The sequence below is a fragment of the Microbacterium sp. F51-2R genome, assembly GCF_052180235.1.
Taxonomy (GTDB): Bacteria; Actinomycetota; Actinomycetes; order Actinomycetales; family Microbacteriaceae; genus Microbacterium.
In genome coordinates, this window is record NZ_CP197470.1 from 1,342,681 (window position 1) to 1,367,987 (window position 25,307).

The 25,307-nt window shown below is 71.4% G+C and carries 26 protein-coding genes; 11 read left to right on the top strand and 15 right to left on the bottom strand.

Annotation, left to right across the window (positions count from 1 at the left end; all coding sequences use genetic code 11):
- Positions 1-44: 44 nt before the first annotated feature.
- Positions 45-2,075 carry an acyltransferase family protein gene (locus tag ACSBPH_RS06110; RefSeq protein ID WP_442576704.1) on the bottom strand — a complete coding sequence of 677 codons (2,031 nt, stop codon included), beginning with the start codon at positions 2,073-2,075 and terminating at the stop codon, positions 45-47.
- Between the two features lie 58 nt (positions 2,076-2,133).
- Positions 2,134-2,751 (bottom strand): GyrI-like domain-containing protein, encoded by a 618-nt coding sequence (locus ACSBPH_RS06115; protein WP_442576705.1) that lies wholly within the window; start codon positions 2,749-2,751, stop codon positions 2,134-2,136.
- 192 nt (positions 2,752-2,943) lie between these two features.
- Here ACSBPH_RS06115 and ACSBPH_RS06120 point away from each other — a divergent pair, with 192 nt between their 5' ends.
- Both ACSBPH_RS06120 and ACSBPH_RS06125 read left to right on the top strand, forming a co-directional pair.
- Entirely contained in the window at positions 2,944-3,741 is a 798-nt protein-coding gene (locus tag ACSBPH_RS06120) for a glycosyltransferase (RefSeq protein WP_442576706.1), read from the top strand.
- Positions 3,738-4,568 carry an endonuclease/exonuclease/phosphatase family protein gene (locus ACSBPH_RS06125; RefSeq protein ID WP_442576707.1) on the top strand — a complete coding sequence of 277 codons (831 nt, stop codon included), beginning with the start codon at positions 3,738-3,740 and terminating at the stop codon, positions 4,566-4,568. Before ACSBPH_RS06120 ends, ACSBPH_RS06125 begins: the two co-directional genes overlap by 4 nt.
- 57 nt (positions 4,569-4,625) lie before the next feature.
- Here ACSBPH_RS06125 and ACSBPH_RS06130 read toward each other — a convergent pair whose 3' ends face one another.
- The 8 genes from ACSBPH_RS06130 to ACSBPH_RS06165 all read right to left on the bottom strand — a co-directional run bounded on the left by ACSBPH_RS06130 (position 4,626) and on the right by ACSBPH_RS06165 (position 11,731).
- On the bottom strand, positions 4,626-6,005 hold the full coding sequence (locus tag ACSBPH_RS06130) for an amidase (RefSeq protein WP_442576708.1): 1,380 nt from the start codon (positions 6,003-6,005) through the stop codon (positions 4,626-4,628).
- 26 nt (positions 6,006-6,031) lie between these two features.
- Positions 6,032-6,529: a metallophosphoesterase family protein gene (locus ACSBPH_RS06135; RefSeq protein ID WP_442576709.1), complete on the bottom strand. Its 498-nt coding sequence runs from the start codon at positions 6,527-6,529 to the stop codon at positions 6,032-6,034.
- A gap of 25 nt (positions 6,530-6,554) precedes the next feature.
- A complete protein-coding gene (locus ACSBPH_RS06140; protein ID WP_442576710.1) occupies positions 6,555-7,508 on the bottom strand; it encodes an aldo/keto reductase in 954 nt (317 codons plus the stop codon).
- 159 nt (positions 7,509-7,667) lie between these two features.
- Positions 7,668-8,765 (bottom strand): DNA glycosylase AlkZ-like family protein, encoded by a 1,098-nt coding sequence (locus ACSBPH_RS06145; protein WP_442576711.1) that lies wholly within the window; start codon positions 8,763-8,765, stop codon positions 7,668-7,670.
- Complete coding sequence (gene gnd / locus ACSBPH_RS06150; protein WP_442576712.1) at positions 8,762-9,856, bottom strand: phosphogluconate dehydrogenase (NAD(+)-dependent, decarboxylating); 1,095 nt, start codon at positions 9,854-9,856, stop codon at positions 8,762-8,764. The genes ACSBPH_RS06145 and gnd overlap by 4 nt, the downstream gene beginning before the upstream one ends.
- 130 nt (positions 9,857-9,986) lie before the next feature.
- Entirely contained in the window at positions 9,987-10,751 is a 765-nt protein-coding gene (locus ACSBPH_RS06155) for a hypothetical protein (protein WP_442576713.1), read from the bottom strand.
- 1 nt (position 10,752) lies between these two features.
- Positions 10,753-11,118, bottom strand: a complete 366-nt coding sequence (locus ACSBPH_RS06160) for a bleomycin resistance protein (RefSeq protein WP_442576714.1) — start codon at positions 11,116-11,118, stop codon at positions 10,753-10,755.
- 94 nt (positions 11,119-11,212) lie between these two features.
- The gene (locus tag ACSBPH_RS06165; protein WP_442576715.1) at positions 11,213-11,731 is read right to left on the bottom strand and encodes a bifunctional nuclease family protein; all 519 of its coding nucleotides are present in this window, start codon (positions 11,729-11,731) and stop codon (positions 11,213-11,215) included.
- A 134-nt stretch (positions 11,732-11,865) separates the two neighbouring features.
- Here ACSBPH_RS06165 and ACSBPH_RS06170 point away from each other — a divergent pair, with 134 nt between their 5' ends.
- Entirely contained in the window at positions 11,866-12,894 is a 1,029-nt protein-coding gene (locus ACSBPH_RS06170) for an LLM class flavin-dependent oxidoreductase (RefSeq protein WP_442576716.1), read from the top strand.
- 95 nt (positions 12,895-12,989) lie between these two features.
- On the opposite strand, the gene ACSBPH_RS06175 is transcribed toward ACSBPH_RS06170, so the two are convergent.
- Positions 12,990-13,403: a DUF3054 domain-containing protein gene (locus ACSBPH_RS06175; protein WP_442576717.1), complete on the bottom strand. Its 414-nt coding sequence runs from the start codon at positions 13,401-13,403 to the stop codon at positions 12,990-12,992.
- Between the two features lie 216 nt (positions 13,404-13,619).
- On the opposite strand from ACSBPH_RS06175, the gene ACSBPH_RS06180 reads away from it, so the two are divergent.
- The gene (locus ACSBPH_RS06180) at positions 13,620-13,952 is read left to right on the top strand and encodes a hypothetical protein (RefSeq protein ID WP_442576718.1); all 333 of its coding nucleotides are present in this window, start codon (positions 13,620-13,622) and stop codon (positions 13,950-13,952) included.
- Positions 13,953-13,997: 45 nt separating this feature from the next.
- Positions 13,998-14,315: a sugar ABC transporter ATPase gene (locus ACSBPH_RS06185; RefSeq protein ID WP_442576719.1), complete on the top strand. Its 318-nt coding sequence runs from the start codon at positions 13,998-14,000 to the stop codon at positions 14,313-14,315.
- 159 nt (positions 14,316-14,474) lie between these two features.
- Here the strand turns inward: ACSBPH_RS06185 and ACSBPH_RS06190 are convergent, their stop codons facing one another.
- Positions 14,475-14,600: a hypothetical protein gene (locus ACSBPH_RS06190; protein ID WP_442576720.1), complete on the bottom strand. Its 126-nt coding sequence runs from the start codon at positions 14,598-14,600 to the stop codon at positions 14,475-14,477.
- A gap of 733 nt (positions 14,601-15,333) precedes the next feature.
- Here ACSBPH_RS06190 and ACSBPH_RS06195 point away from each other — a divergent pair.
- The gene (locus ACSBPH_RS06195) at positions 15,334-15,705 is read left to right on the top strand and encodes a hypothetical protein (RefSeq protein WP_442576721.1); all 372 of its coding nucleotides are present in this window, start codon (positions 15,334-15,336) and stop codon (positions 15,703-15,705) included.
- Positions 15,706-15,756: 51 nt separating this feature from the next.
- Here the strand turns inward: ACSBPH_RS06195 and fdhD are convergent, their stop codons facing one another.
- Together fdhD and moaA are read right to left on the bottom strand one after the other, a co-directional pair.
- On the bottom strand, positions 15,757-16,623 hold the full coding sequence (fdhD, locus tag ACSBPH_RS06200; RefSeq protein ID WP_442576722.1) for a formate dehydrogenase accessory sulfurtransferase FdhD: 867 nt from the start codon (positions 16,621-16,623) through the stop codon (positions 15,757-15,759).
- Between the two features lie 146 nt (positions 16,624-16,769).
- Complete coding sequence (gene moaA / locus ACSBPH_RS06205) at positions 16,770-17,849, bottom strand: GTP 3',8-cyclase MoaA (protein WP_442576723.1); 1,080 nt, start codon at positions 17,847-17,849, stop codon at positions 16,770-16,772.
- Between the two features lie 162 nt (positions 17,850-18,011).
- Here moaA and ACSBPH_RS06210 point away from each other — a divergent pair, with 162 nt between their 5' ends.
- Genes ACSBPH_RS06210 through ACSBPH_RS06230 form a run of 5 tightly spaced genes read left to right on the top strand, consistent with a single transcriptional unit; the run spans position 18,012 to position 24,454 of the window.
- Positions 18,012-19,457, top strand: a complete 1,446-nt coding sequence (locus tag ACSBPH_RS06210; RefSeq protein WP_442576724.1) for a cytochrome ubiquinol oxidase subunit I — start codon at positions 18,012-18,014, stop codon at positions 19,455-19,457.
- 12 nt (positions 19,458-19,469) lie between these two features.
- Positions 19,470-20,498, top strand: a complete 1,029-nt coding sequence (gene cydB / locus ACSBPH_RS06215; protein WP_442576725.1) for a cytochrome d ubiquinol oxidase subunit II — start codon at positions 19,470-19,472, stop codon at positions 20,496-20,498.
- 6 nt (positions 20,499-20,504) lie between these two features.
- Positions 20,505-22,196: a thiol reductant ABC exporter subunit CydD gene (cydD, locus tag ACSBPH_RS06220; RefSeq protein WP_442576726.1), complete on the top strand. Its 1,692-nt coding sequence runs from the start codon at positions 20,505-20,507 to the stop codon at positions 22,194-22,196.
- A complete protein-coding gene (gene cydC, locus ACSBPH_RS06225) occupies positions 22,193-23,890 on the top strand; it encodes a thiol reductant ABC exporter subunit CydC (RefSeq protein ID WP_442576727.1) in 1,698 nt (565 codons plus the stop codon). Before cydD ends, cydC begins: the two co-directional genes overlap by 4 nt.
- An 18-nt stretch (positions 23,891-23,908) precedes the next feature.
- Positions 23,909-24,454 (top strand): GNAT family N-acetyltransferase, encoded by a 546-nt coding sequence (locus tag ACSBPH_RS06230; RefSeq protein WP_442576728.1) that lies wholly within the window; start codon positions 23,909-23,911, stop codon positions 24,452-24,454.
- Here the strand turns inward: ACSBPH_RS06230 and ACSBPH_RS06235 are convergent.
- Complete coding sequence (locus tag ACSBPH_RS06235) at positions 24,451-25,047, bottom strand: GNAT family N-acetyltransferase (RefSeq protein ID WP_442576729.1); 597 nt, start codon at positions 25,045-25,047, stop codon at positions 24,451-24,453. The two genes, ACSBPH_RS06230 and ACSBPH_RS06235, sit on opposite strands and share 4 nt — an antisense overlap.
- Positions 25,048-25,307: the final 260 nt, after the last annotated feature.

Here is a 25,307-nt window from a genome sequence, read left to right on the forward strand (position 1 = left end):
GGTGGGGCCTTGTCGAGCTCGCGCGGCTCGTGACTCCGGGCGTCTCACTCCCCCGCGGGCGGCACGGCGGGCAGGAGAGGGCGCAGCTTCTCGCCCATCACACCGCCGAGGAGAGCACTGAAGGCCGCGGTCATGTGGTGCGAATCCCGGTAGACGAGGGTGTCGCCGATGATCGGCGGACACCAGTCGGCGCTGCAGAGGTAGTCGTTGAAGTCGAGCACCGGCACGGCGCGGCTCGTCGCGGCCTTCGCGGCGGCCTCGCGCGACGCGTCGCCGAGCGCGACCGAGCGGGGCTGACCGCACGCCTCGGCGTCGGAGAGGTGGGCCGAGAGGCATGGCGCGGGATCCTCGCGGATGTCGGGGGTGTCGGCGATCACGGCCTTCGGCGCGGTGATGGCGTCGAGCGTCGTACCGTACGCGGTCCGCCACGTCGCGAGGTCGTCCTTCACTCCCGGCGCGAGGTCGGGATCGCTGTATCCCGCCAGGAGCACGATCACTGGGTTCGAGGCGTTGATCGCCTTGATGACCTCTTCCCGCCACTGCGCGCACTGCGGATAGGGCGTCCCGCGCCGGGTCGACTCGATCGTCGCGTAGGGGCAGGAGCTCTTCGTGTGCACCTCGACGGCGTACCCGGCCGACAGCGCGAAGGCCTCGAGCGCGGGGAACCAGTGCGCCGCGTGCGAGTCGCCGAACAGCACGATGCGCGGCGCCGACGCGTCGCCGTACAGGCAGTCTCCGGCATCCGTCGCGGCGATCCCGCGCACGCACTTGTCGGCGTACACCTGCGGAAGACTCGCGTCGGCGTCGCGGAGCGACGGGCGCAGGTTCTCGGGCACGAAGTCGGTCGCCTGCGGCGGATCCTGGATCGCCGGCGTCGCGGCGACCTCCGGCACGTTGAGCGATCGCGTATCCGAGACGGCGTAGGCGCCGGTCGCGACGACGAGGCAGGCGACCGATCCGATCGCGGCGCCGATCAGTGTGCGGCGCGTGCGCGCACGCGTGAGCCACGGCGCCCGGCGCATCGGATCCTCGACGAAGCGATACATCGCCCAGGCGACCGGCACACACGCGAGGGCGATGAGGAGCGTCGCCCACAGCGGCAGGCCGTCGCGCACGACAGCCTCGGGGATCACGAGGGCCGGCCAGTGCACCAGGTACAGCGAGTACGAGATCGTGCCGACGAGCACCATGCCGCGCACCGACAGCATCCGTCCCGGCCCGAGGCGGTGCGGTGTCGCGCCCGCCGCGATGACGAGCGCCGTGCCGACGACGGGAAGCGCCGCCCAGGCACCGGGGAAGAGGATCGTCGACGAGAACAGGCCGACAGAAGCGACGATCGCCGCGATGCCCATCCATCCGAGCACGGGTGCGAGTCGCGCCGGCACCACCTGCTCCCGGCGCAGCAGCAGGTAGGCCACGAGGCCGCCGATCCCCAGCTCCCACGCCCGTGTCGGGAGCCAGAAGAAGGCGATCGGCTGCGACTGGAACGTGTACCAGACGCACGCGATGAAGGATGCCGCGACCACCGTGACGAGCACCCAGAACAGGGCTCGGCGCGACTTCACGACCACCCACGCGAGCCCGAGCAGAGCCGGCCAGACGAGGTAGAACTGCTCCTCGACCCCGAGCGACCAGTAGTGCTGGAACAGCGACGGGTTCGTGGACTGCGCGAGGTAGTCGGTTTGATCCATCGCGAAGAGGTAGTTCGGCACGTACAGCGCCGTCGCGACGGCGCCGCGCCACACCTTCTCCATGAGCAGCGGCGGGTACCAGATGAGCGCCGCGACGACCGAGAGCACGAGCACGAGGAAGGACGCGGGGAGGATGCGGCGGGCCCGGCGCGCATAGAACGAGCCGAACCGGATGCGTCCCTCGCGGGCGAGGCTGCCCAGGAGGTGCGTCGTGATGAGGAAGCCCGAGATCGCGAAGAAGATGTCGACGCCGACGTAGCCGCCTGGGAGGAACGGCACACCCGCGTGGTACAGCACGACGGCACCCACGGCGACGGCTCGCAGACCCTGGATGTCAGGGCGGAAGCCCGAGGTATCGGTCCCGATGGAGGTGCGCTCTGCCACGATTCGGCGAGTGTAGGCCGCCGATGTGAACGTCAGGAGGGACTTGACAGTCCAGCGGCTACGCCTCGGCGACCGGCTGACGCAGGATCGTCTTGAGCTTCTCCGGCGACGTGCGCCGCGGGTCGCTCAGATAGATCTCGTGGTGCCGCCCCGTCATCCGAAGACCCGCGCCGGGAATGAACTCTGAGTGCATCTCGGCGAGCACGGGCCCCTCGCCGTCGTACGAGCCGACGTGCAGCGTCTGCACGGAGCGGCCCTCAGCCAGCTCGTCGAGCCGCAGCTTCGGGAGAGCGGATGACTCGCCCCCGGCCTCGATCGCCTGACGAACACCCTCCACCTGCTCGTCGGTGATCCACTCGGGCACGAGGTTGAGGAGCGTCCAGCTCCACCTGCTCTTGTCGCGCGAGATCGTGAACGTCGCCATGACGTCGGACCACCACAACCCCTCGAGCGGCATGACGACGTAGTCGCGGTCGAGTTCGCGCTTGCTGAAGAACTTCAGCCGGTAGGCGACGGCGAAGAGCGTCGAGACCGCGGCGGCGTACTCGGGCGAGGAGTTGGGATCGCCGTGCCCATCGATCATGAGGTAGCGCAGCGGCGGCACATCGACGACCTCGAACCGGCCGCGCGGCGCCGAGTACACCGCGATCTCCTTCTTGAGGTCGGCCTTGGACATGCGATCTCCTCCCGGTGCCGGACCCGGCGCCTCGAACCCCTGCTCGAAGCCGGCGCCTCCAGGGTAGGGGCGGCCTCCGACTCGGCTCCACTCTTGCGACCGGCGACTACCCGCCGCGCGACCGGGTGTCAACGGTCCCGCCGTCTCCCGGCCGCGGGGTTACGGTTGCGCTTCAAGCCAGGAGGAGACGCCGTGGCCGCGCGACCCGCCGACGACCCGACGACCGTCTCGGTCGTGATCCCGGTCAAGGACGACGACACCGAGCTCGCACGGTGTCTCGCCGCCCTCGCCGCGCAGACGCGCGCGCCGGACGAGGTCATCGTGGTCGACAACGGATCGACGGATGCCTCGGCATCCGTCGCCCGCGCCGCCGGCGCGCGGGTCGAGCATTGCGCGGAGCCCGGCATCCCCGCGGCGAGCGCACACGGCTACGACCGGGCGACCGGCGACCTGCTGCTGCGGCTGGATGCCGACTGCGTTCCCGATCCGGGATGGGTCGACGCGGTCGCCGAGGCGTTCGCGCGCAGGCCGGAGGTCGGCGGGGTGACCGGGGGCGCCCGGTTCCGCGACGGACCGAAGGCCCTGCGCGGGCCGCTCGAGGCGGTCTACCTCGGCGCCTACGCGGTCATGGCCGGTCTGGCACTCGGCCATCTGCCGCTGTTCGGCTCCAACATGGCGATCCGGCGTGCGGCGTGGCGCGGCATCCGTCCTCGCGTGCATCGGGACGCCCGCGTGCACGACGACTTCGACCTCTCGTTCCATCTGGGCGAGCGCTGGCGCATCGAGCGCCTGCACGGCGCGCGCATGGAGATGTCGATGCGGCCGTTCACCGATCCGAGCGGGTTTCCGCAACGGGTCGGGATGGGCGTCCGCACGGTGCTCGTGCACTGGCCCCACGACTTTCCGCCGGTCCGCTGGGTGCGCCTCGGACTGCGCAGGGCCGGGCTGGGCCTGCAGGTGGACCGCGGCGACGGCGAGCTCCCCCGATGACCGATGCTCTCGTCGGACACATCGAGCCGCCCGACATCCACGTCATGTCGTACAACATCCGGCGCCGCCTCGACCGCCCGAGCGTGCGGCGCGCCGACCGGTGGACTCATCGGCGCCCTCTCGTCGAGGCTCTCGTCCGCGCCGAGCGGCCGACGCTTCTCGGACTCCAGGAAGTGCGGCCCGACCAGGCCGTCGCGCTGCGCGAGGCGCTCGGAGCGGACTATCGCCTCATCGGGCGGGGGCGCAACGCCGACGGCGGCGGAGAGGGCAACCCGCTCTTCTACGACGACTCGCGCCTCGAGCTGCTCACCTGGAGCCAGGAGGCCCTCTCGGAACGGCCCGATGAGCCCGGCTCCCGGTCCTGGGGAAACCTCGCCCCTCGTGTTCTCGTGACGGCGACGTTCCGCGATCGGGCGACGGCGGCCACCCTGTTCGTCATCAACACCCACTTCGACCATCTCTCCGGACGCGCGCGGCGGGAGAGCGCCCACGTCGTGCGGCGCCGCGTGGCGGCGGAGAAGCACCCGGCCATCGTGATGGGCGACCTCAACGCCGGCGAGCGATCGCCGGCGGTGAAGGAGCTGCTGCGCGACGGGGTGCTGCGGGATTCGTGGGCCGCGGCATCCGTTCACCTCACCCCCGAGTGGGGCACCTTCGAGGACTACCGCCCGCCGCGCGTGGGCGAGAAGCGCATCGACTGGATCGTCGTCACCGCGCAGCTCGACGTGCGAAGCGCCGCCATCAATCCCGCGCGCATCGACGGAGCATGGCCCTCGGACCACCTGCCCGTCCACGCGGTCGTGCGGGTGGCGGGCTCGTCGTCGTGAGCAGCCGGGCCGCTCCGGCGCGCAGGTGCGCGGGCGCAGGCGCGGGGCAGGATCGACTCAGAGACCGGACTCGACGTCGCGCGCGGCGGCGAGCGCGAGCTCGTCGGCGTGCAGCGGCGCGATGAGCTGCACGCCCACCGGCAGCCCGTCGCGGTCCCGGCCGGCGGGCACGGTCACCGCCGGAAGACCGAGGAAGTTGACCGCGACCACGAGCCGCAGATCGCGCCAGGCCGCGTCGGCCGCCTCCTGCCCGCCGAGGTCGAAGTCGGGCTCGGGCACCCGACGGGTCGAGACGGGGCCGAGGATCAGCGGCACTTCGGCGTGAAGCCGACGCCACGCCGCCGCGATGACGGCGCGCCGGCCCCACGCGGCGGCGTAGTCGGCCGCGGTCGCGAAGGGCTGTGCGGCTGCCGTGCTGTCGCGGAGGAAGGATGTCGCGGACCGGCCGAGCGGCTCGGGCAGCAGCGCCGGGTCGAGGCTCAGCAGCATGTCGGTGCACGCGAGCCGCCGCCACAGCACGGCCGCCTCTTCGAGGAGCGGCGGGTCGACCTCGACCAGCTCCCAGCCCGCTTTGGTGAGCGCGTCGGCCGCACGATCGACGCCGGCGCGGACGTCGTCGACGACGCCCCAGCCGAGCGGGTCGCGGGTGACGCCGATGCGGCGGGGCGCGGCATCCGTCGCGAACGGTGCCACCGCGAGCGAAACGGGATCAGCGGGATCCTCGCCCTGGAGCACCTCGAAGGCGAGCGCAAGGTCGTCGACGGTGCGCGCGAGGGGTCCGTTCACCGAGAATTGCTGGAGCGTCAGGGCGACCGGCGCATCCCGCACCGCGGCGCGCGGTATGCGCCCGAACGAGGGCCGGAGTCCCGCGATGCCGACCGCCGAGGCCGGGAGGCGGATCGAGCCGCCGAAGTCGTTGCCCAGCCCCATCGCCGACATGCCGGTCGCGACGGCCACGGCGTCGCCGCCGCTCGAGCCGTAGACCGAGCGGGAGTCGTCGAAGGGGTTCAGGGTGCGCCCGAAGAGGTCGTTGTCGGTGTCCCACCGCATGCCGAAGTCGGACATGTTGCCGCGCCCGATCGGAATGGCCCCCGCCTCGCGCATTCGTCGCACGACCGTCGCGTCCGACGACGGGACGGCGTCCGCCAGGCCGTGCCAGCCCTGCGTCGTCGCCGACCAGGTGAGGTCGATGCTCTCCTTGACCGAGAACGGCACCCCCGCGAGCGGGCCGGGATCCTCCCCGGCGGCGATCGTGCGATCGAGGTCGGCGGCCGCCGCGCGCGCCAGGTCGGCGAACGTCACCGTCAGCGCGTTGAGCCGCGGATTGTCCGCCTCGATCCGACGGAGGTGAGCCTCGACGACCTCGACGGCGGACAGCTCCCGAGCCCGGACGCTCGCCGCGAGGGCGCGCCCCGGCATCCGCGTGATCTCGTCCACTCCCCCACTCTCGCAGGTGCCGGCCGTCACTCGACGGGGACCAGTTCGACGTCGACACGCCCGTCGGCCTCGACCGTGGCGATCATCATCGTGTGCCGCGGCTGCCGGCGGCGGTCGGTGGGCGACCCGGGATTGAGGAGGCGCAGGCCCCGTGGCGTCACGGTGTCCCACGGGATGTGGCTGTGCCCGAAGACGAGCACGTCCACGTCGGGGAACGCCGCGTCCATGCGCCGCTCGCGCGACTTCGCGTCGCCCGTCTCGTGGATGACGGCGAACCGCAGCCCCTCGATCGTCTGCCGTGCGACCTCCGGCAGGAGCGCGCGGAGGTCGGCGCCGTCGTTGTTGCCGTAGACGCCGAGCACCTCGCCGTGCTGCGAGAGCTCTTCGAGGACGGATGCCGCGACCCAGTCGCCCGCGTGCACGATGAGATCCGCGGCATCCGCCTCGCGCAGCACCGCTGCGGGCAGCCGCCGCGCACGCCCCGGGATGTGCGTGTCGGAGATGAGGAGGAGCCGCGTGGTCACCCCTCCAGCATCGCCGACACGAGCCTCAGACGTTCGCCGGCGTCCAGTCCGAGACGCGCGTGAGCTCGGCGATCTCGTCGGCGGTGAGCTCCACGCGACCGCCGTCGAGGAGGTCCTTGACCTGCTCGACGCGCGAGGCGCTCGCGATCGGGGCGGCGACGGTCGGCTGCGCGCGCAGCCACGCGAGCGCCGTCGCGGCGATCGACACGTCGTGCGCACGGCCGATCGTCTCGAGCGTGTCGATGATCTCGAGTCCCTGACCGGTCGCGTACTTCGATGCGGCGTCCGCACGCGGCGAGGTGTGGGACGAGGCATCCGTCGACCGGTACTTGCCCGTGAGGAATCCCTTCGCAAGAGCGAAGTAGGGCACGAGGCTCAGGTCGAACTCCTGCGCGACCGGCACGATGTTCTCTTCGATGTCGTTGCGGTGCACGAGGTTGTAGTGCGGCTGGATCGCGACGGGGAGGGCCACACCCTGGTCCTTCGCGTGGCCGATCCACTCGCGGATGCGGTCGGCGCTGTAGTTCGAGACCGCGACGTTCTTCACGAGGCCGTCCTTCACGAGGGCGCCGAAGGCGCCGACGGTCTCGGCGAGCGGCACCGACTCGTCGTCGAAGTGCGCGTAGTAGAGATCGATCGCGTCGACGCCCAGGCGCGTGAGCGATGCCTCGGCCGCCGCGCGCACGTTGGCGGCGGACAGGCCCGTGAAGTCGGGGTGCTGGCTGACCTTCGTCGCGACGACGACGCCCTCGGGGCGCCGCGAGGCGAGCCACTCGCCGATGATCCGCTCGCTGTCGCCGCCGGTGTTGCCCGGCACCCACGCGCTGTACGAATCGGCGGTGTCGATGAAGTCGCCGCCGCCCGCCGCGAACTCGTCGAGGATCGCGAACGAGGTCTCGCGGTCGGCGGTCCAGCCGAAGACGTTGCCGCCGAGCGAGAGGGGGAAGATGTCGAGGTCGCTTGTTCCGATACGCGTCATACGAGGTGCAAACGACGGTCGGTGCGGCCTATTCCGAGAATGCCGCGCGATGACGGATGCCGCGTCCCGCTGACCGGGAGCCCTCGCCGCGCCGCGTGCCCATCCGTCGGGCGTGCCGCGTGCCCAGTTGTCGTCAGCGAGCCTCGCCGGCAGCCGTCGTCAGCGAGCCTCCTCGACGGCGACGCCGAGCCACTCGGCGAGGTCGGCGATCTCGGCCCGCACCATCTCCATCTCCTCGGGCTCGAAGTCCGCGAACTCGTGGATCGCGGTGACCTCGAGCACTTCGCGCTTGCGGTCGACCTCGGCATCCAGCATCCCGGCGAAGCGATCGCCCAGCAGGATCGGGTGGGCGAAGTACCCGTAGACCCGCTGGCTCTTGGGCTTGAACTGCTCGAGCACGTAGCGGAACTCGAAGACCTCCTCCAGCCGCGGCCGGTCGAACAGCAGCGAGTCGTAGGGGTTGAGAAAGGCGACCCGGCCGCCTTCGTCTTCGTCGTCGAGCGTGGCGAGAGCCTCGGGGTCGACCCGGAACCGCCATTTGCTGCCTTCGACCGTCGCGGGTTCGCCCGCCATGCCGACCGGGGTGCAGGGCCCCTTCTGCTTCGCGATCCCGGCCGCCTGCAGACGCCGCTCGGCGAGCAGCCGCTCCGCCTCTTCGAGGCTGTACTCGGGGAGGTCCTGCGGGAAGACGCGCTCGGCCAGGTCCCACACGCGATGCCGCCCCTCCCGCCGCACGACCGCGACCTCGCCGCGGCGCGAGAGCATCTCGAGCATCTGCGGCACCTGGTTGGGCCCGTACCAGCCGTCGTCCTTGCGTGCGACAGCGGCCGTGTCGGGGATCTCGCTCGCCGTGAGCGGGCCCTCGGCACGCAGGCGCGCGAGCACATCCCGACGGAACTTCGCGTTCGCTTCGAGCCACTGCCGGCTGCTCTCGCGCCGTGGATGCTGTCGCATGGCGGGCAGGAGCAGCGGCAGGAGGCTCATCGGCCGGAAGGTTCCGTCCAGCTCGAACAGCAGCCGATCGATCTCGACGGCCTTCTGCAGCTGACCTGCCTCGTACGACCAGCCGATCCGCGACCAGAGCATCGTGTGCTCGCACGGCGCGATGGTCGCCGTCGGGTCGATCTTGATGTAGCCCAGCTGCTCGGCGACCTCGACGACGTCTCCGGGTCGCCGGGCGTCGAGCAGCTGCGCGCGCACGATCATCCGCCGCGCCTGATCGCGGGTCAGGGAATGGGCAGCGGATGCCGCGGTCATGACCCCTGCGAGGGACTCTCCCCCTGCGGCCCGTCCGACGACGACTCGGATTTGCGGCCGCCGGCTTCGAGCACGTCGCCGGCGGGCAGCTCCTGGTGGCCGCCGAACTGCAGCCGCATGGCGGAGAGCACCTGGTTGGCGAAGTGGTCCTCGCCGCGCGAGGCGAACCGCTCGAAGAGGGATGCCGCGAGCACGGGAGCCGGGACGCCGGTGTCGACAGCGGCCTTGACGGTCCACCGGCCTTCGCCGGAGTCCGAGACGCGACCCGCGAGCCCGTCGAGCGTGGGGTTCTGAGCGAGCGCTGCCGCCGTGAGGTCGAGCAGCCACGACGAGATGACCGAGCCGCGACGCCAGAGTTCCGAGACCTTCGCCGTGTCGATCGTGAACTGGTAGAACTCCGGCTCCTCCAGCGGTGCGATCTCGGCGGAATGCTCCGCCTCGTGCACCCCCGCATCGGCGTGCTCGAGGATGTTGAGGCCCTCGGCGAGGGCTGCCATGACGCCGTACTCGATGCCGTTGTGCACCATCTTGACGAAGTGCCCGGCCCCCGACGGCCCGCAGTGCAGGTAGCCGAGCTCCTCGGGCGTGAAGTCGCCCTCGCGCCCCGGAGTGCGCTCCACATCGCCGCGCCCCGGCGCGATCGTCTTGAGCACCGGCTCGATGCGCTGGAAGGCCTCGTCAGGACCACCGACCATGAGGCAGTAGCCGCGGTCGAGTCCGAAGACGCCGCCGCTCGTGCCGACGTCGACGTAGTGGATGCCGGTGTCTTTGAGCTTCGCCGCCCGGCGGACGTCGTCTCTGTAGTTGGAGTTGCCGCCGTCGATGATGATGTCGCCGGGCTCGAGCACCTCGGCGATCTGGTCGACGACCTTGCCGGTCAGCCCCGCCGGGATCATCAGCCACACTGCGCGCGGCGCCTCGAGCTTCGCGGCGAAGTCGGCGAGGCTCTCGGCGCCGGTCGCACCTTCGCCCGTCAAGGTCGCGACGGCGTCGGGGTTGACGTCGAATACGACGCACTCGTGCCCGTCGCGCATGAGGCGCCGCACGATGTTGGCGCCCATCCGGCCGAGTCCCACCATTCCCAGTTGCATTCCTGCTCCTTCTCCGATCGGACCGCGAGGGCACAGCCCACCGTCGCAGTCTAGGCACGCCGTCGGCCGACGGGGCGGGGCTTGCCCCCGGCATCCTCTCCCTCCCCGGCAGATCGAAAGCGGGACACGCTCAGAACATCCACGGCTCCATGCCGCCCATGCCCGGACTCTGCCGTGGCGGATCGGCGATGGCCGCGGGGGCCGTCCGGCGACGGCGCATGCGACGGACGAAGGCGTGCCGGGCCCACCCCGGGAATCCGCTGCCCCCCGCGCGCAGGCGCTGCAGGTCGGCCGCTCGCGGACCGGTCGGGATGTCGCGCGGCAGCGCGCCGACGGCGACGATCCACACCGGCATCCCGAGCAGCCGGAGCAGCTGCCGCAGGCGCTCCGATTCGTAGACGCTGTCGGGGTCGAGCTCCTCGCCGAGGAGCTCCTCGACGTCTTCCCCGGCATCCTCCCGTCCGGCCAGCCGCGCGAACGCGACGGCCGATTCGACGCCCACGGGCTCGGCGACGACGTCGTCCTGATCGCCCGGCTCTTGCGACGGGTCGCTCGAGTACCGGCCGACCTCCTCGCCGTCGCTCCACGCGACGACGGCGAGCTGGCGGTCCCGGCGCACCCGCAGGGCGAAGACCGGTGCGCCGGTGTGCTGAGCGATGAGCCCGCCGACCTCGATGATCCCGCGACGCTCGGCGGCGACCACTCCCGCGCCAGGATCGCCGAGCACGACGATCCATTCCCCCTGCGGCGGGGCGATCCATCCGGTGAAGCGGATGACGCGGAGGAGGTTCTCGATCCGCGCGAGGCCGTCGGTGTCGACCCGCGCCAGGACGGCGCCGTACGAGTAGCCGTCCGGGCCGCCGACCTCGCCCGCCGAGGGGATGGGATATGACACGTCAGCCGGCGTCTTCGATGAGATGCAGCTGGGTGCCGTCGAGATCGATGAGGTAGCCGGCGCGCTGCCCCCACTCCTGCAGCGCGATCGGGATGAGCCGCGGGATGCCGGTCACGACCTCGGGCACGCCGCTCGCGCGCACGGCGGCGAAGAGCTCGTCGAGATCGGCGACGCGGATGCTCGCCATGAACCAGCTCTCGTACGGGTCGTGCTCGGGGGCGAGGAAGAACTCGAGCACCACCGTGCCGCGACGAAGGATGAGCCATCCGCCGTCGTGGTACGCGGTCTCGAAGCCGAAGCCGCCGTAGAACGCGGTCGTCGCCTCGAACGACCGGGAAGGAAGGTTGGGCACCGCACGATCCGCCACGTCCCCGAACCTACGACGCGCCGCCGGATCAGGAAAGAGGCCGCCGATCGCGATCCGCTGCGGGGAAGCCCTTCGAGCTGCCTCCCCGAGGCCCCTACCGGAAGTCCTCCGGGTCGACGTCCTCGATGAACTTCTGGAACTCCTCGAGGCGCTCGCTGAGGTCGCCCTCGCCGTCGGGCTCCTCGCCGTCACCCGCCTCGGTGACGTTGTCGGGCATCCCGGCCTCCTCCATCACGGCGTCGGCGACCCAGATGGGCGCACCGACGCGCGACGCGAGGGCCACGGCATCCGACGGTCGAGCGTCGACCACCCTCTCGCCGACGGGCGTCGCGAGCGTCACGTCCGCATAGAACGTCCCGTCGTCGATGCGCGCGACCTCGACGCGCGTGACCGCGGCGCCGAGCGTCTCGATCATGCTGCGCATGAGGTCGTGCGCCAGCGGACGCGGAACCTCGGCACCCTCGATCGCGATGAGGATCGAGGTCGCCTCCTGCTGACCGATCCAGATCGGCAGGATCCGGCCGGAGCCGGGAAGCTCGTCGATCGGCTTCAGCAGGATGACATGCTGCTGCGTCGCGTCGAGCGCGACACCGGCTACGCGAACCTGGACCATGTCGCCCCCTTCCGTGACGCAAGCCCAAGACCATCGTAGGCATCCCGGCACGGGCGCGGGAGGCCGCGGCATCCATCCCCCTCGCGATCTTCATTCACCGGAATGGATGCCTCGGGCGTACCGTTGCAGTCACTGTGAAGCGCTTCGGAACCCTCTCGTTCGGACACTACGGACCCCTCGGCGGCGGGCATCAGCTCAGCGCCGGAGACTCGATGCTGCAGGCGATCGACCTCGCGCAGGGCATGGACGATCTCGGCGTCAACGGCGCGTACTTCCGCGTCCACCACTTCGCCAGGCAGCAGTCCTCGCCGATGCCTCTCCTCGCCGCGATCGCGGCGCGCACCGAGCACATCGAAGTGGGCACCGGCGTCATCGACATGCGCTACGAGAACCCGCTCTACCTCGCCGAGGAGGCGGCATCCGTCGACCTCATCAGCGGCGGGCGACTCGCCCTCGGTGTGAGCCGCGGCTCACCCGAGACCGTCGTGCGCGGGTACGAGGCGTTCGGCTACACCGGCTCGGAGGACCCGCGAGGGGCCGACATCGCCCGCGAGCACTTCGCGCTGTTCCTGCGCGCGATCGAGGGCGAGGGCCTCGCCGAGCGCGACGCGCAGAGCCCCTTCGGCGGCGGCGCGGGGATGCAGCGCATCGAGCCGCACTCCCCCGGCCTGCGCTCGCGCGTGTGGTGGGGCGCCGGCAACCGCGACTCTGCCGAGTGGGCGGGGCGCACAGGGGTCAACCTCATGTCGTCGACGCTGCTGACGGAGGATCGCGGCCTGCCGTTCGACCTGCTGCAGGCCGAGCAGATCGATGCGTTCCGCGCCGCGTGGCGCGAGGCCGGGCATGCGGGCGAGCCGCGCGTCTCGGTGAGCCGGTCGATCTTCCCCCTCACGACGGCCGAGGACGAGCTCTACTTCGGCGGACGCCAGGACGGCGAGGGTGTCGGCTACATCGACGGCATGCGCTCCACGTTCGGCAAGACGTACGCCGCCGCCCCCGACGTGCTCGTCGAGCAGCTCAAGGCGGACGCCGCGATCGCGAACGCCGACACGCTCATGCTCACGATCCCCAGCCAGCTCGGCGTCGAGTTCAACCTGCGGATCGTCGAGTCGTTCGCGAAGTACGTCGCCCCGGCGCTGGGCTGGGAGAGCACGAGGGCCTGACGACGGATGCCGCGGCATCCGTCTCGGTCAGTTCGTGGCGCTGCGGAGCCGGCGCCGGCGCTGGCGCTGGGCGTCGGCGCGGCGCTGTCGCCGCGCTATGAGTCTGTGCGGCGCCGGCGCCGACGCGTGACGAGCAGCACGAGCGCGCGCCAGCCGACGAGGAAGGCGAAGAGCACGATCGCCGCGACGATGACGAACGGGATCGCGATGCCCTGACCCGAGAGGGCCCGCAGCAGCATCCCGACCACGAGCGTCGCACCCCAGACGCCGAGACCGGTCCTCACGGGAGGGAGCGGGTCGCGCCATGCGCCCTGCACGAGCCAGCCGACGACGACGCCGACGAGGAACGGCCAGGCGGTCGTGAAGAGGCCGCCGAGGGCGTCTTCGCCGTGACTCGCGCGCCCGATCGCGGCGAACACGACGACGAGCACCGCGTCGAGCACGAACGCTCCGACGATCCACTTCGTCGCGGGGCGCGGCTTGACGGGGGGCTTCGGTTCGAACGTCACGCCTTCAGCCTACGTTCGGCGCCGCCGCGGGCTGGTCGGCAGGTCGGACGCCGCGTCCGCGCATACGCCCGAAATGCGCGCCGTGTCAAGGGCCATCCCCGGGGCCGCAACCCTCCCTATCTTCAGGAGCAGCAGAACAGTGAAAGGAGCGCCGATGACCCTCGCGATCGACATCACGTCTCCCGGCGCCGCGCGCCCCGTGGAGCTGATCCGCGCATGAACCCCCTCGCTCCGCTCCACGCCGGTCCCACCCGGGTCAGCGAGCACACGCCGCTCGAGATCGAACGACGTCGCTACTGGCTCGTCCCCGCCGGCGTCCTCGCCGGCGTCGCGATCGCGATCTTCGCGCTCACGACCAGCCTCAATCCGGCCCTCGGATTGACCGGCATCATCCTGACCGCCGCCTTCTACGGCGCCATGCTCGTGTGCGCCATGACCGTCGGCAGTGTCAAGGACCGCAACCTCGCCTTCACCTGGCTCCTGGGGGCCATGTCGGTCTCGTCGACGCTGCTGCTGCTGTTCGTGCTCATCACCGAGCAGCTCAGCTGACGACCCGACCGACGCAACCCCGAACCACGACACGAAGGGAACGACATGTCCACCCCGGACTTCGAGGCCACTTCACGCACCGACTCGCTCGGTGTCGACGAGGAAGACCTCGCCGACGCGGAGACCACCGACGACGCGGACACCCCCGACGAGGCGGAGACGCCCGACGGCTTCGCGGCCGATGCGTCCGAGCCCGTCGTGGTCGACCCCGACCCCGACGAGTACTCCGACCAGCCGCACATGGGCAGCGTCCCGCGCGTGCAGGGCGAGGACGAGTACATGCCCGACACGCAGGGTCAGGATCCCATCTACGCCGAACTCGGCGAGGAGGGCCAGGGCGATCTCGCGCCCGAGGATCTCTGACACCACACGCTTCGATCCGTCCGCCGCCGTGGCGACCACTTGAGGAACCGCGCGGGATGACGCACACGCTCTTTCAGATGCGTACGGCGGACGGATCGCCGGACCGGAGCCGACGACACCGCACGGGGTGCCGTCGGCTCCCGTTCGTCTAGGCGCGGATCAGTCGATCGACCGGACGATGACGCCGACGAGACGATCTTCCGACTCCCACGTGTCCGCATCGGCGCACAGGGCCGCTTCCAGGCGCGACGCGTACTCACGGCCGCACGTCGTGCACTCGAACATCTCCCCATCCCCTTCGGACTCCGCATAGGCGCACACGCCCTCGACGCGATCCGCTCTCGACGGTAGTCCTGTATCGATTCACGCGAATTGGTCGTTCACGACAACATCCATGCCCGTGAACCCACCGACCGCGACAACCCCGGCCGGGCCGTGTGGGGCACTTCGGGGACGCCTGTGGCTGCCGAACCGGGCCCGATCCCGCCACCCGCGTCCCCGATCTCCAGCGCCCCCACTTCGGGGACGCGTATGGCTGCCAAGTCGGGCCCGATCCAGCCACCCGCGTCCCCGATTGCGGGTGCGGCCGGCCTCGCGCACCGGCGGGCAGGGCCGAATCTCCGGCCCCGCGGATGCACGCGTCGGGGAGGGTGACGGATGCCGCGGCATCCGTCACCGCCTGCTCACCCGCTGCTCACCCGCCGGGCAACCCGCCGCCGCGTACCGAACGCAGGATGAGCGGTCGTCGACGCGCCGACACGCCGGGCTTTTCCGCGCACGCGCGGCTCTCATCCTGCATTGGGTCCGGGGCGGCAGGCGGGAGAGCGGGAGCGGGGCGCGGAGCGAGGGCCAGAGGGAGCGAGGGGCCGGAGCGAGCGAGGACACGGTCGGGCCGGACGGAACCCGTTGCCCACCCCCGTGCGGGCGACGGATGCCGCGGCATCCGTCGCCGTCTGCTCACCCGCGCAGGACGAAACGGAGCCATTGCGGTCTCGTGGGCATCGCTAGAGTCATGCTCATGGCCACCAAGAGCAACCGCCGCCCCGCCACGACGATGGCCGAAGACGACGACCTCGGGAGCAAGACCGTCCTGTGGGGGTACCTGTCGGGCATCATCGTCGCCGCGTTCATCGCGATCCCGCTGTCGGCCGCGTTCTCGTTCGCGACCCACCCGAACACGCAGCAGCTGTTCGCGGGGCGCCTGTCGGACGCGTCGCAGGGCGGCTACGTCGCCTTCTGGTGGCTCGTGACGCTCATGCTCGTGGCGCTGCCGTTCCTCGTCGGCTTCTCGGTCGCGAAGCTCTCGGGTCGCACGCTCGCGATCGTCGGCGGCATCATCGGCGTCTTCGTCATCGCGATCCTCATCGTCGGCCAGACCTTCGTCTTCTGACCCGACGCGCGTCTGCGGCGCCCGTCCGGCGGGCAGCCTCGCGCGCGCGGATCAGGCCGTGACGGGGGCCGGCACGCGCACGCGGTCGGCGCGCGAGTAGACGTTCATCGAGGCGCCGCGGAGGAACCCGACGAGGGTGAGCCCGGATGCCTCGGCGAGGTCGACCGCGAGGGACGACGGCGCCGACACGGCCGCGAGGATCGGGATGCCCGCCATGACGGCCTTCTGGACGAGTTCGAAGCTCGCGCGCCCCGAAACCTGGAGCACCGTGCCGCGCAGCGGCAGCCGGTTCTCGAGCACGGCCCAGCCGATGACCTTGTCGACCGCGTTGTGGCGTCCGACATCCTCCCGGAGCACGAGCAGCTCGCCGGTGACGGCATCGAACAGCGCCGCGGCGTGGAGTCCGCCGGTCTTGTCGAAGACCTCCTGCCGAGCCCGCAGGAGATCGGGGAGACGGGCGAGGGCCTCGGCGTCGATCGCCGTTTCGTCCGCGGCGACGTCGTACACCGACACCGTCTCGACGGCCTCGATGGAGGCTTTGCCGCACAGCCCGCACGAGCTCGTCGTGTAGAAGTTGCGGGCGAGATCCGGCGAGGGCAGCGGCACGCCCGCGGCGAGCGCGACGTCGAGAACGTTGTACGTGTTCTCGGTGGTGCCGGCCAGCGGTCCGCCCGTTCCGGGGCCGCCGCAGTGGATCGCGGAGCGGAAGTGCTCGCCCGACGAGATGACGCCCTCCGACACGAGGAAGCCCGCCGCGAGCTCGACATCGTGGCCCGGCGTGCGCATCGTCACGACCAGCGGCGTGCCGGCGACGCGGATCTCGAGGGGCTCCTCGACCGCGAGCGTGTCGGGCCGGCGCGTCTGGCCGACGCCGATCGTGATCTTCACGACCGGCTTGCGCGCCGTGATCCGTCCCATGACTTCCAGGGTATGCCCCGCCCGGAGCCCGGGGCCCGGCGTTCCGTTGTTCAGAAGCGGGGCCGCTGACCGCGGTGCGCAGGCGCGACGCCGCAGCACCGCGCCGTGGCGCCGAGCACAGCGCGCCGCGCTCCCAGCTCGCGCCCTCAGCCCCCGATGGCGTTCATGCCGCGGGCGGGCTGGAGGAACCCGGGGTCGTTGATCGCGTGACCGGGGAGCTTGCCGTCGACGCAGGACCGCAGCATCCGATCGATGCCGTCATCGACCCCGTCGCCACCGGCCCGCATGATCGGCAGCAGGTCGTACTCCGTCGTCGAGAAGAGGCAGTTGCGCAGCTGCCCGTCGGCGGTGAGGCGAAGGCGGTCGCAATCGCCGCAGAACGGGGCCGTGACCGAGGCGATGACGCCCACGGTCCGCGGACCGCCGTCGAGCAGCCAGCGCTCGGCGGGAGCTCCGCCGCGACCGGGCACGGGGGTGAGCTCCCACCTCGACGAGAGCGTCGAGAGGATCTCGTCGCGCGTCACCATGCGCGAGCGATCCCACGTGTGCCCCGCGTCCAGCGGCATCTGCTCGATGAAGCGCAGCTCCGCGTCGTGCGCGACGGCGAACTCGACGAGGTCGACGAGCTCGTCGTCGTTGACGTCGCGCATCGCGACCGCATTGAGCTTGAGAGGACGAAGACCGGATGCCGCGGCCGCCGCGATCCCGGAGAGCACGTCGTCGAGGCGGTCCCGCCGGGTCAGGTCGCGGAAGCGGTCGCGCCGCAGAGTGTCGATCGAGATGTTGAGCCGCCGGAGGCCCGCCGCCGCAAGGCCGGGGAGGAACTCGGGCAGGCGGATCCCGTTCGTCGTCATCGCGAGCTCGACCGGTCGCCCGTCGGGCCCCTCGATCTCACCCAGTCGTCGGACGACCTCGACGATGTCGGGACGCAGGAGCGGCTCGCCGCCCGTGAGGCGGAACGTCGTGACGCCGTCGGCGGCGGCCACGCGGGCGATGCGGACGATCTCGTCGAGCGTGAGCAGGCTCGACTTGGCCAGCCACTCGTTGCCCTGCTCGGGCATGCAGTACGTGCAGCGCAGTGAGCACCGGTCGGTGAGCGAGATGCGCAGATCGCGGTGGACACGCCCGTATCGATCGACCAGCGGATCGCCCGGGCGACCGAGCGCAGCGGCGTCGGCGATGTCACGCGGGCGCGACAGACCGATGGTCACCGGAATCGTCGTCACCGGGCACCTCCCGTCGTCTTCCCCAGGTTAGTCGCGTGTGGCAGGCCCGTATGGTCAGACCACATGTCTCGACGTCGAACTATTCGGGCCCTCCGACCCGGCGGGCGGCGTCTTTCCTGTGTACCGTGGGCCGCAAGTCGCCCGTGACCTGGAGGAAATCCCATGGATTGGCTCGATCCGCTGCTGCTCGCCCGCTGGCAGTTCGGCCTCACGACCCTGTACCACTTCCTGTTCGTCCCCCTCACTCTGGGGATGGCGCTGACCGTCTCGATCTTCCAGACGGCGTGGTTCCGCACGGGCAACGTGAAGTGGCTCCACCTCACGCGCTTCTTCGGCAAGATCTTCCTCATCAACTTCGCGATGGGCGTCGTGACGGGCATCGTGCAGGAGTTCCAGTTCGGGATGAACTGGTCGTCGTACTCCCGCTTCGTCGGCGATGTCTTCGGGGCGCCGCTGGCCTTCGAGGGCCTCATGGCGTTCTTCTTCGAGGCGACCTTCATCGGCCTGTGGATCTTCGGGTGGGACAAGCTCCCCAAGGGTCTCCACCTCGCCAGCATCTGGATCGCGACGATCGGCGCGTGGTTCTCGGCCTACTTCATCCTCGCGGCGAACGCGTTCATGCAGAACCCGGTCGGGTACCAGATGTCGCAGGACGGCACGCGTGCCGAGATGACGGACTTCTTCGCCGTCCTGACCAACCCCGTCGCACTCGCGGCCCTCCCGCACACGCTCTTCGCGGCCTTCATGATGACGGCGGGGGTCATCATCTCGATCTCGGCATGGCAGCTGGCGCGTCGGCAGAACGTCGAGATGATGCGGTCGTCTCTCAAGTACGGCCTGTGGGGCATGATCGTCGCGTTCGCCGGCGTCGCGCTGTCGGGCGATCAGCTCGGACTCGTCATGGTCTCGACGCAGCCGATGAAGATGGCGGCCGCCGAGGCGATGTTCAACAGCGCGTGCGGGGCGGATGCCTCGTTCTCGATCTTCACACTCGGCACTCCCGACGGCACGAGCGAACTGTTCTCGATCCGCGTGCCGTACCTTCTCGCGCTCCTGTCGACCCACTCGCTCGACGGCTGCGTCGAGGGGATCAACGACCTCAACGCCGACTACACGACGCAGATGTTCCCGCAGTTCGCCGACCAGGTGGGCGGAAGCTTCGCCCCCGTCCTGTGGGTCACGTACTGGTCGTTCCGCTGGATGATCGGGCTCGGGGGCATCGCGGCGCTGACCGCCGTCGTCGGCCTGTGGCTCACCCGCAAGCGCGCCAAGCGCGACGTGCCGCAGTGGGCGTGGAAGCTCGCGATCTGGGCGTGGCCCGCCTCGCTCTTCGCCATCCTCGTGGGCTGGGTCTTCACCGAGATGGGCCGTCAGCCGTGGATCGTGTTCGGCCTCATGCTCACGCAGGACGGCGTCTCACCGAGCGTGCCCGGGTGGACCGTGCTCATCTCGCTCGTCTCGTTCACCCTCATCTACGCGGCCCTCGCGGTCGTCGAGATCGGACTCATCATCAAGACCGCGAAGAAGGGGCCCGATCCCCTGCCCGGCCCCGACGACCCCCATCCATCCGAACTGGCGCTCCACGAGACGCCGACCACGGTGTATTAGGAGGAGCCCGCCATGGATCTCGCATACCTCTGGTTCTTCATCGTCGGCTTCCTCTTCGTCGGCTACTTCGTGCTCGACGGCTTCGACTTCGGCGTCGGCATGTCGCTCCCCTTCCTCGGCAAGGACGACGTCAGCCGCCGCCAGATCATCAACACGATCGGCCCCGTGTGGGACCTCAACGAGACGTGGATCATCGTCGCCGGCGCGTGCCTGTTCGCCGCATTCCCGGAGTGGTATGCGACGCTCTTCAGCGGCTTCTACCTCGCGCTGCTGCTGATCCTGCTGGCGCTCATCCTGCGCGGCGTGTCGTTCGAGTACCGCCACCAGCGCGACAGCCTGCGGTGGAAGCGCGGCTTCGACCGCATGATCGTGATCGGCTCCGCCGCGCCGGCCTTCCTGTGGGGCGTCGCCGTCGCCAACATCGTGCACGGCGTGCCGCTGGACGCCGACCACGAGTTCATGGGGTCGCTGCTGACGCTCCTCAACCCGTACGCGCTCATCGGCGGGCTCACGACGCTCCTGCTGTTCTTCACGCACGGTGTGTACTTCGTCGCGCTGAAGACCGATGGGCAGGTGCACGCCGATGCCCGCGTGCTGGCGCGGCGCAGCGGCATCCTGACTGTCGTCGTGGCTGCCGTCTTCCTCGTGTGGACGATCCTCAACGCCTTCTCGGCCGGCGCCCCCGCGGTGTGGCTCGTCGTGCTGCTGTCGGCCGTCGCGGCCGTGGCGCTCATCGCATCGATCGCCGCGAATGCGCGTGATCGGGAAGGCTGGGCCTTCGGCCTCGGCGCCGCGACCATCGTGACGGCCGTGCTGGCGCTGTGGTTCGCGCTTTTCCCGAACGTCATCGTGGCGACCGACCCCGCGAACAGCCTCACGATCGAGAACGCCTCGAGCACCGACTACACGCTCACGATCATGAGCTGGGCGGCGCTCATCTTCCTTCCGCTCGTCCTGCTCTACCAGGGCTGGACGTACTGGATCTTCCGCAAGCGCGTCTCGCGCAGCCACATCGAACGCGCCGCCGCGGTCGCGCACTGACGACACGTGCCCGCATCCCCACGCACGCGCACGCCACCGGTCGACCCGCGGCTGCTGAGATACGCGAGCGCGTCGAGAGGCTTCTTCGCCGCGATCGCCGCCATCGCGGTCGGTCAGACGGCGGTGATCGTCGCGTTCGCGTGGCTTCTCACCTCCGCGATCGTCGGTGCAGTGGACGGGATGCCGCTGCCCGACCTCGCACCGACGCTCGGGCTGCTCGGGGCCGTCGTGGCCGCACGCGCCCTGTTGCTCTGGGCCCGCGAGAGCGTGGCGGCCCGAGCGGCGGCCCGCGTGGAGTCGCAGCTGCGCGACAGCCTCGTGGAAGCCGTCGGGGTCCTCGGGCCGGAGTGGGTCGGCCGCCACAACTCGGCGCAGCTCGCGGTCACGGCGGGGCGCGGGCTCGCGGCGCTCGAGGCGTACTTCGGCCGCTACCTCCCGCAGCTCGTGCAGACGGTCATCGCGACGCCGGTCCTCATCGCCGTCATGTGGGGGCAGGACTGGATCTCGGGCCTCACCGTGCTTCTGACCCTCCCCCTCATCCCGCTCTTCATGGTGCTCATCGGCCTCGCGACGCGCAGCGTCCAGCAGCGGCAGTGGAAGACCCTCCACCATCTCGCCGCACGTTTCTCCGACACCGTGCAGGGGCTTTCGACCCTCAAGGTCTTCGGACGGCAGCACCGCGCCGCGGCATCCATCACCGCCGTCACCGAGCGCTATCGCGAGGAGACGATGAAGGTGCTGCGCGTCTCGTTCCTCTCGGGCTTCGCGCTGGAGTTCCTCGCCTCCATCTCGGTCGCGATCGTCGCCGTCTCGATCGGCTTCCGACTGCTCGACGGATCGCTCGCGCTGATGGTGGGTCTGTTCGTGCTGCTCCTGGCGCCCGAGGCCTATCTGCCGATGCGACAGGTCGGCGTGCAGTTCCACGCGGCGGCCGAGGGGATCGCGGCGACCGATGACGTGTTCGCGGTGCTGGATGCCGCGGCGCGACGCGCCCGGGGGCCCGAGGTCGTGCCCTCCTCCCGCTCCGCTCGCTCGGGGACCGGAGCAGGGCCGTCGCCCGACGCCGGCCCGCTGACCCTCGACAGCGTGCGGGTGCGGCGAGGCGAAACCCTCCTGCCGCCCGTCCACCTCGTCGCCCGCCACGGCGAGGTCGTGCTGCTGGAAGGGCCGAGCGGTGCCGGCAAGACCAGCGTGTTCGCCGCGCTCCGCGGCGCGGCCGAGTACGCCGGCACCGCGACCTACGGCGGCCGCGACATCCGCGACCTTCCTCCCTCGGCGTGGCTCGCGTGGGCGGGGCAGCAGCCCGGGCTGGTCGCGGGGACGATCGGCGCGAACATCTCACTCGGCGACGCCGAACCCGACCGGCCGACGATCCGCCGGGCCCTCGAACTCGCCTGCGCGGGTGGCCTCGACCCGGATGCGGAGCTCGGCGTGCAGGGCGCCGGCCTCTCCGGCGGGCAGGCGCAACGGGTCGCGGTCGCCCGCGCGTTCTACCGCCACCTGCGCGGCCGGGCTCCCGTCATCGTCCTCGACGAGCCGAGCTCCGCCCTGGACGGCGTGACGGAAAGGCGCCTCTGGGGGTCGGTCCGCGCGCTCGCCGACGCCGGCGCCACGGTGCTCCTCGTGTCGCACCGGGTGTCGGCGCGGGAGATCGCAGACGGCATCGTCCGCCTCGAGCCGAGCGAGGTGCCGGCATGACGACGCCCCTCGAGACGACGACCCCGCCCGCCGCGAGCCCCGGAGAGGTGCTGCGCGGCGCGATGCCTCCGGCCGCGCGGTTCTGGCCGGGCGCGGCATCCGCCTTCCTCTCCGAGGCGTCCGCCGTCGCGCTCCTCGCCGTGAGCGCGTGGCTCATCGTTCGTGCCGCCGAGCAGCCGCTCGTGATGTACATCACGGCCGCAGTCGTGGGCGTGCGACTGTTCGCCATCACGCGCGCGGTCTTCCGGTACACCGATCGGCTGACGAGCCACGACGCGGCGCTGCGCCAACTCGCGGCGACCCGCACGACGCTCGTCCGGCGGCTGATCCCGCTCGCCCCCGACGGGCTGACACGGTCGCGCCGCGGCTCGGTGCTCGCCGCGCTCGTCGACGACGTCGACGACCTGCAGAACCTCCCCCTCCGCGTCGTCCAGCCCCTCCTCGCCTCGGCGGCCGTCGCGATCGGCGCCGTCGTGCTCGTCGCCTTCGTGTGGTGGCCGGCGGCGCTGACCCTCCTCGGGTGCCTCGCGGTCGCCGCGGTCGCCGCGATCGGCTGGGGCTGGGCCGCGGGCGCCCGGGCGGAGCGCTCCGTCGCTCCGCTGCGCTCGCGCCTCGCCGACGCGATCGTCGACCATCTCGGAAGCCTCGACGTGCTCCTGGCCTACGGCGCCGAGGCCGAGAGCCGCGGGCGGATACAGACGGCGGATGCCGCGCTCCGCCGCGCCGTCGTCCGCCGAAGCGGTGCGCAGGCGGCGACGGCGGCCGTCGTCTCGCTCCTCGCCGGCGCGGCGTCGATCGCCGCGGTCGCCGTGTCGGCCCCAGGGCTCTTCGGCGGCGGCCTGTCGGCGCCGGCGCTCGGCGTCGCCGTGCTCGTGCCGATGGCCGTCTTCGAGGTCTTCGCCGCGGTGCCCATGGCCGCCTCGTCGTGGCGCCAGGTGCGGGCGTCGGCGGATCGTATCGCGGGAGCGCTTCCCGCCGAGCTGCCCGGCGGCCTCGTCGACGAGACGGTGCCCGCGACGGGCGAGCCCCCGGCGCTCGGCGAGGGCCTGCGGCTCCGCGGCGTCTCGGCGCGGTGGCCCGGGACCTCCGCCGCGTCGCTCGCCGACATCGACCTGGACGTGCGACCCGGCGAGCGCCTTCTCGTGGTCGGGTCGAGCGGCGCGGGCAAGACGACGCTCGCGCACGCGCTCGTGCGGTTCCTCGAGGTCGACGGCGGCTACACGATCGGAGGCCGATCGGTGCACGACCTCGCGGGCGACGATGTGCGCCTCGCGGTCGGCCTGTGCGAACAGCATCCGATGCTCTTCGACGAGGACATCCGGCAGAACCTCCTCTTCGCCCGTGACACCGCGACCGACGCCGAACTCCAAGCGGCACTCGAGCGCGTCGGCCTCGGTCCGTGGCTGCGCGAGCGCGGCGGCCTCGACGCCCGCGTCGGCGAGCGCGGCGCCCTCGTCTCGGGCGGCCAGGCGCAGCGCATCGCGCTGGCCCGGGCGCTGCTGCGCGGCTTCCCGGTGCTGGTGCTCGACGAGCCCACGGCGGGGGTCGACCCCGAGGCATCCGATGCCCTGCTGACCGACCTGCTCTCGGCAGTCGGCCCCGACCAGGCGGTCGTGCTCATCTCGCACATCGCGGTGCCGGACGCGCTCGTCGATCGCGTCGTGCGCCTGGACGGCGGCCGGATCGCGCGCTGACGCGGGTAGCGTCGTGGCATGAACGGTGTCGTCGTGCGTCCCGCGAAGATCGAGGATGCCCGGGCGATCGCGACGATCCGCATCCAGACCTGGCGTGCCGCGTATCGCGGGCTCATTCCGGACGACGTGATGGACCGGTTCGACGTCGACCGCGAGACCGAGCGCCGCACCGTGCACTGGGATGCGCGGCACGCCGACCCGCAGAGCGCCGAACTCATCGCCGACGTCGACGGCGAGCAGGTCGGGTGGGCCGCCGTGGGGCCGTCACGGGATGCCGAGACCGACGGCTGGGGCGAGGTCTACGCCCTTTACGCGCTGCCGGCGCACTGGTCGACGGGCGTGGGCCACGCCCTCCTGGTCGAGGCTGAACGGTTCCTGCGCAGCGCGGGGTTCCGCCGCGCCCACCTCTGGTATCTCGACGGCAACGAGCGCGCGGCATCCTTCTACCGTCGTCACGGCTGGATCGACGACGGCGCGACCAAACTCGACGATCGGCTCGTTGGCGGAGCCGAGACGCCGCCGCTCGTGGAGCGGCGAAGCGTGCGCGAACTCGTGGACAGCTAGAGGTCGAGGCCGAACGCCTGCACGCCCTCGTGGGAGGGCAGGGGCGCGAAGCCGAGGCGCGGGTAGAAGGCGAGCGCGCCGGCGTTGCCGACCGAGGCCCCGAGGTGCAGGCCGGTGACGCGGCGCGCGCGGAGCGCCTCGACGAGCGTGTCGATGAGGCGGCGGCCCCAGCCCTGCCCCTGCAGCTCGGGCAGCAGGTCGATGTGCAGGTGCGCGGGGTAGTCGTCGCCGTAGGGCTCTGCGCCCGCGCGACGGCCGTACGCGTACCGCAGGATGCCGTCCTGGCGCGAGACCTCGGCCGCCGGCTCGGGCCAGCGCTCAGCGAAGCGCGGCCACCACTCGGCCGCGAACCAGTCCTCGAACGACCGCGTGTCGGGGGCGCAGACGATGTAGCCGGCGACGCGCGTGTCGTCGGTCTCGACGACGAAGGCGAGATCGGGGTGCCGCGCGACGTACGGCAGCACGAAGATCTCGGCCCAGATCCGGTCGTCGTCGAGGACTCCGGTGGCGTCGCGGCCGTCGTCCGCGGTCTTCAGGCAGATCTCGGCGAGCGCCGGCTCGTCGCCGTGCTGGAAGGGTCGGATGCGGGGCACCCGCCGAGTTTACGGCCGGCCGCCGTACCGTACTCAGGACCGAATGCGCGCCGCCGGCGTGGCTGCCCCGGAATTCCGCGGCGCGGCGGCTTAGGCCACGCCGCTCATCCTGAATTCGGCACGGGGCGGGGCGCCCACCGGGGTCGCGGGGCCGGGGTTGCCGGTCCGGGGTCGCTGGGCCGGGGGTTGCCGGTCGGCACGGGGCGGCGCAGGGAGTGGCCGCCGACCCGGGGCCTGGGCGGGCGTCGCCGTACCGTACT

Bases quoted from the DNA above. Each gene is read 5' to 3' on its own strand.
- ACSBPH_RS06115 (WP_442576705.1), bottom strand. From the start codon at position 2,751: ATGTCCAAGGCCGACCTCAAGAAGGAGATCGCGGTGTACTCGGCGCCG.
- ACSBPH_RS06125 (WP_442576707.1), top strand. From the start codon at position 3,738: ATGACCGATGCTCTCGTCGGACACATCGAGCCGCCCGACATCCACGTC.
- ACSBPH_RS06140 (WP_442576710.1), bottom strand. From the start codon at position 7,508: ATGACGCGTATCGGAACAAGCGACCTCGACATCTTCCCCCTCTCGCTC.
- ACSBPH_RS06145 (WP_442576711.1), bottom strand. From the start codon at position 8,765: ATGACCGCGGCATCCGCTGCCCATTCCCTGACCCGCGATCAGGCGCGG.
- gnd (WP_442576712.1), bottom strand. From the start codon at position 9,856: ATGCAACTGGGAATGGTGGGACTCGGCCGGATGGGCGCCAACATCGTG.
- ACSBPH_RS06165 (WP_442576715.1), bottom strand. From the start codon at position 11,731: ATGGTCCAGGTTCGCGTAGCCGGTGTCGCGCTCGACGCGACGCAGCAG.
- ACSBPH_RS06180 (WP_442576718.1), top strand. From the start codon at position 13,620: ATGAACCCCCTCGCTCCGCTCCACGCCGGTCCCACCCGGGTCAGCGAG.
- ACSBPH_RS06185 (WP_442576719.1), top strand. From the start codon at position 13,998: ATGTCCACCCCGGACTTCGAGGCCACTTCACGCACCGACTCGCTCGGT.
- ACSBPH_RS06190 (WP_442576720.1), bottom strand. From the start codon at position 14,600: ATGTTCGAGTGCACGACGTGCGGCCGTGAGTACGCGTCGCGCCTGGAA.
- ACSBPH_RS06195 (WP_442576721.1), top strand. From the start codon at position 15,334: ATGGCCACCAAGAGCAACCGCCGCCCCGCCACGACGATGGCCGAAGAC.
- fdhD (WP_442576722.1), bottom strand. From the start codon at position 16,623: ATGGGACGGATCACGGCGCGCAAGCCGGTCGTGAAGATCACGATCGGC.
- ACSBPH_RS06210 (WP_442576724.1), top strand. From the start codon at position 18,012: ATGGATTGGCTCGATCCGCTGCTGCTCGCCCGCTGGCAGTTCGGCCTC.
- cydB (WP_442576725.1), top strand. From the start codon at position 19,470: ATGGATCTCGCATACCTCTGGTTCTTCATCGTCGGCTTCCTCTTCGTC.
- cydC (WP_442576727.1), top strand. From the start codon at position 22,193: ATGACGACGCCCCTCGAGACGACGACCCCGCCCGCCGCGAGCCCCGGA.
- ACSBPH_RS06230 (WP_442576728.1), top strand. From the start codon at position 23,909: ATGAACGGTGTCGTCGTGCGTCCCGCGAAGATCGAGGATGCCCGGGCG.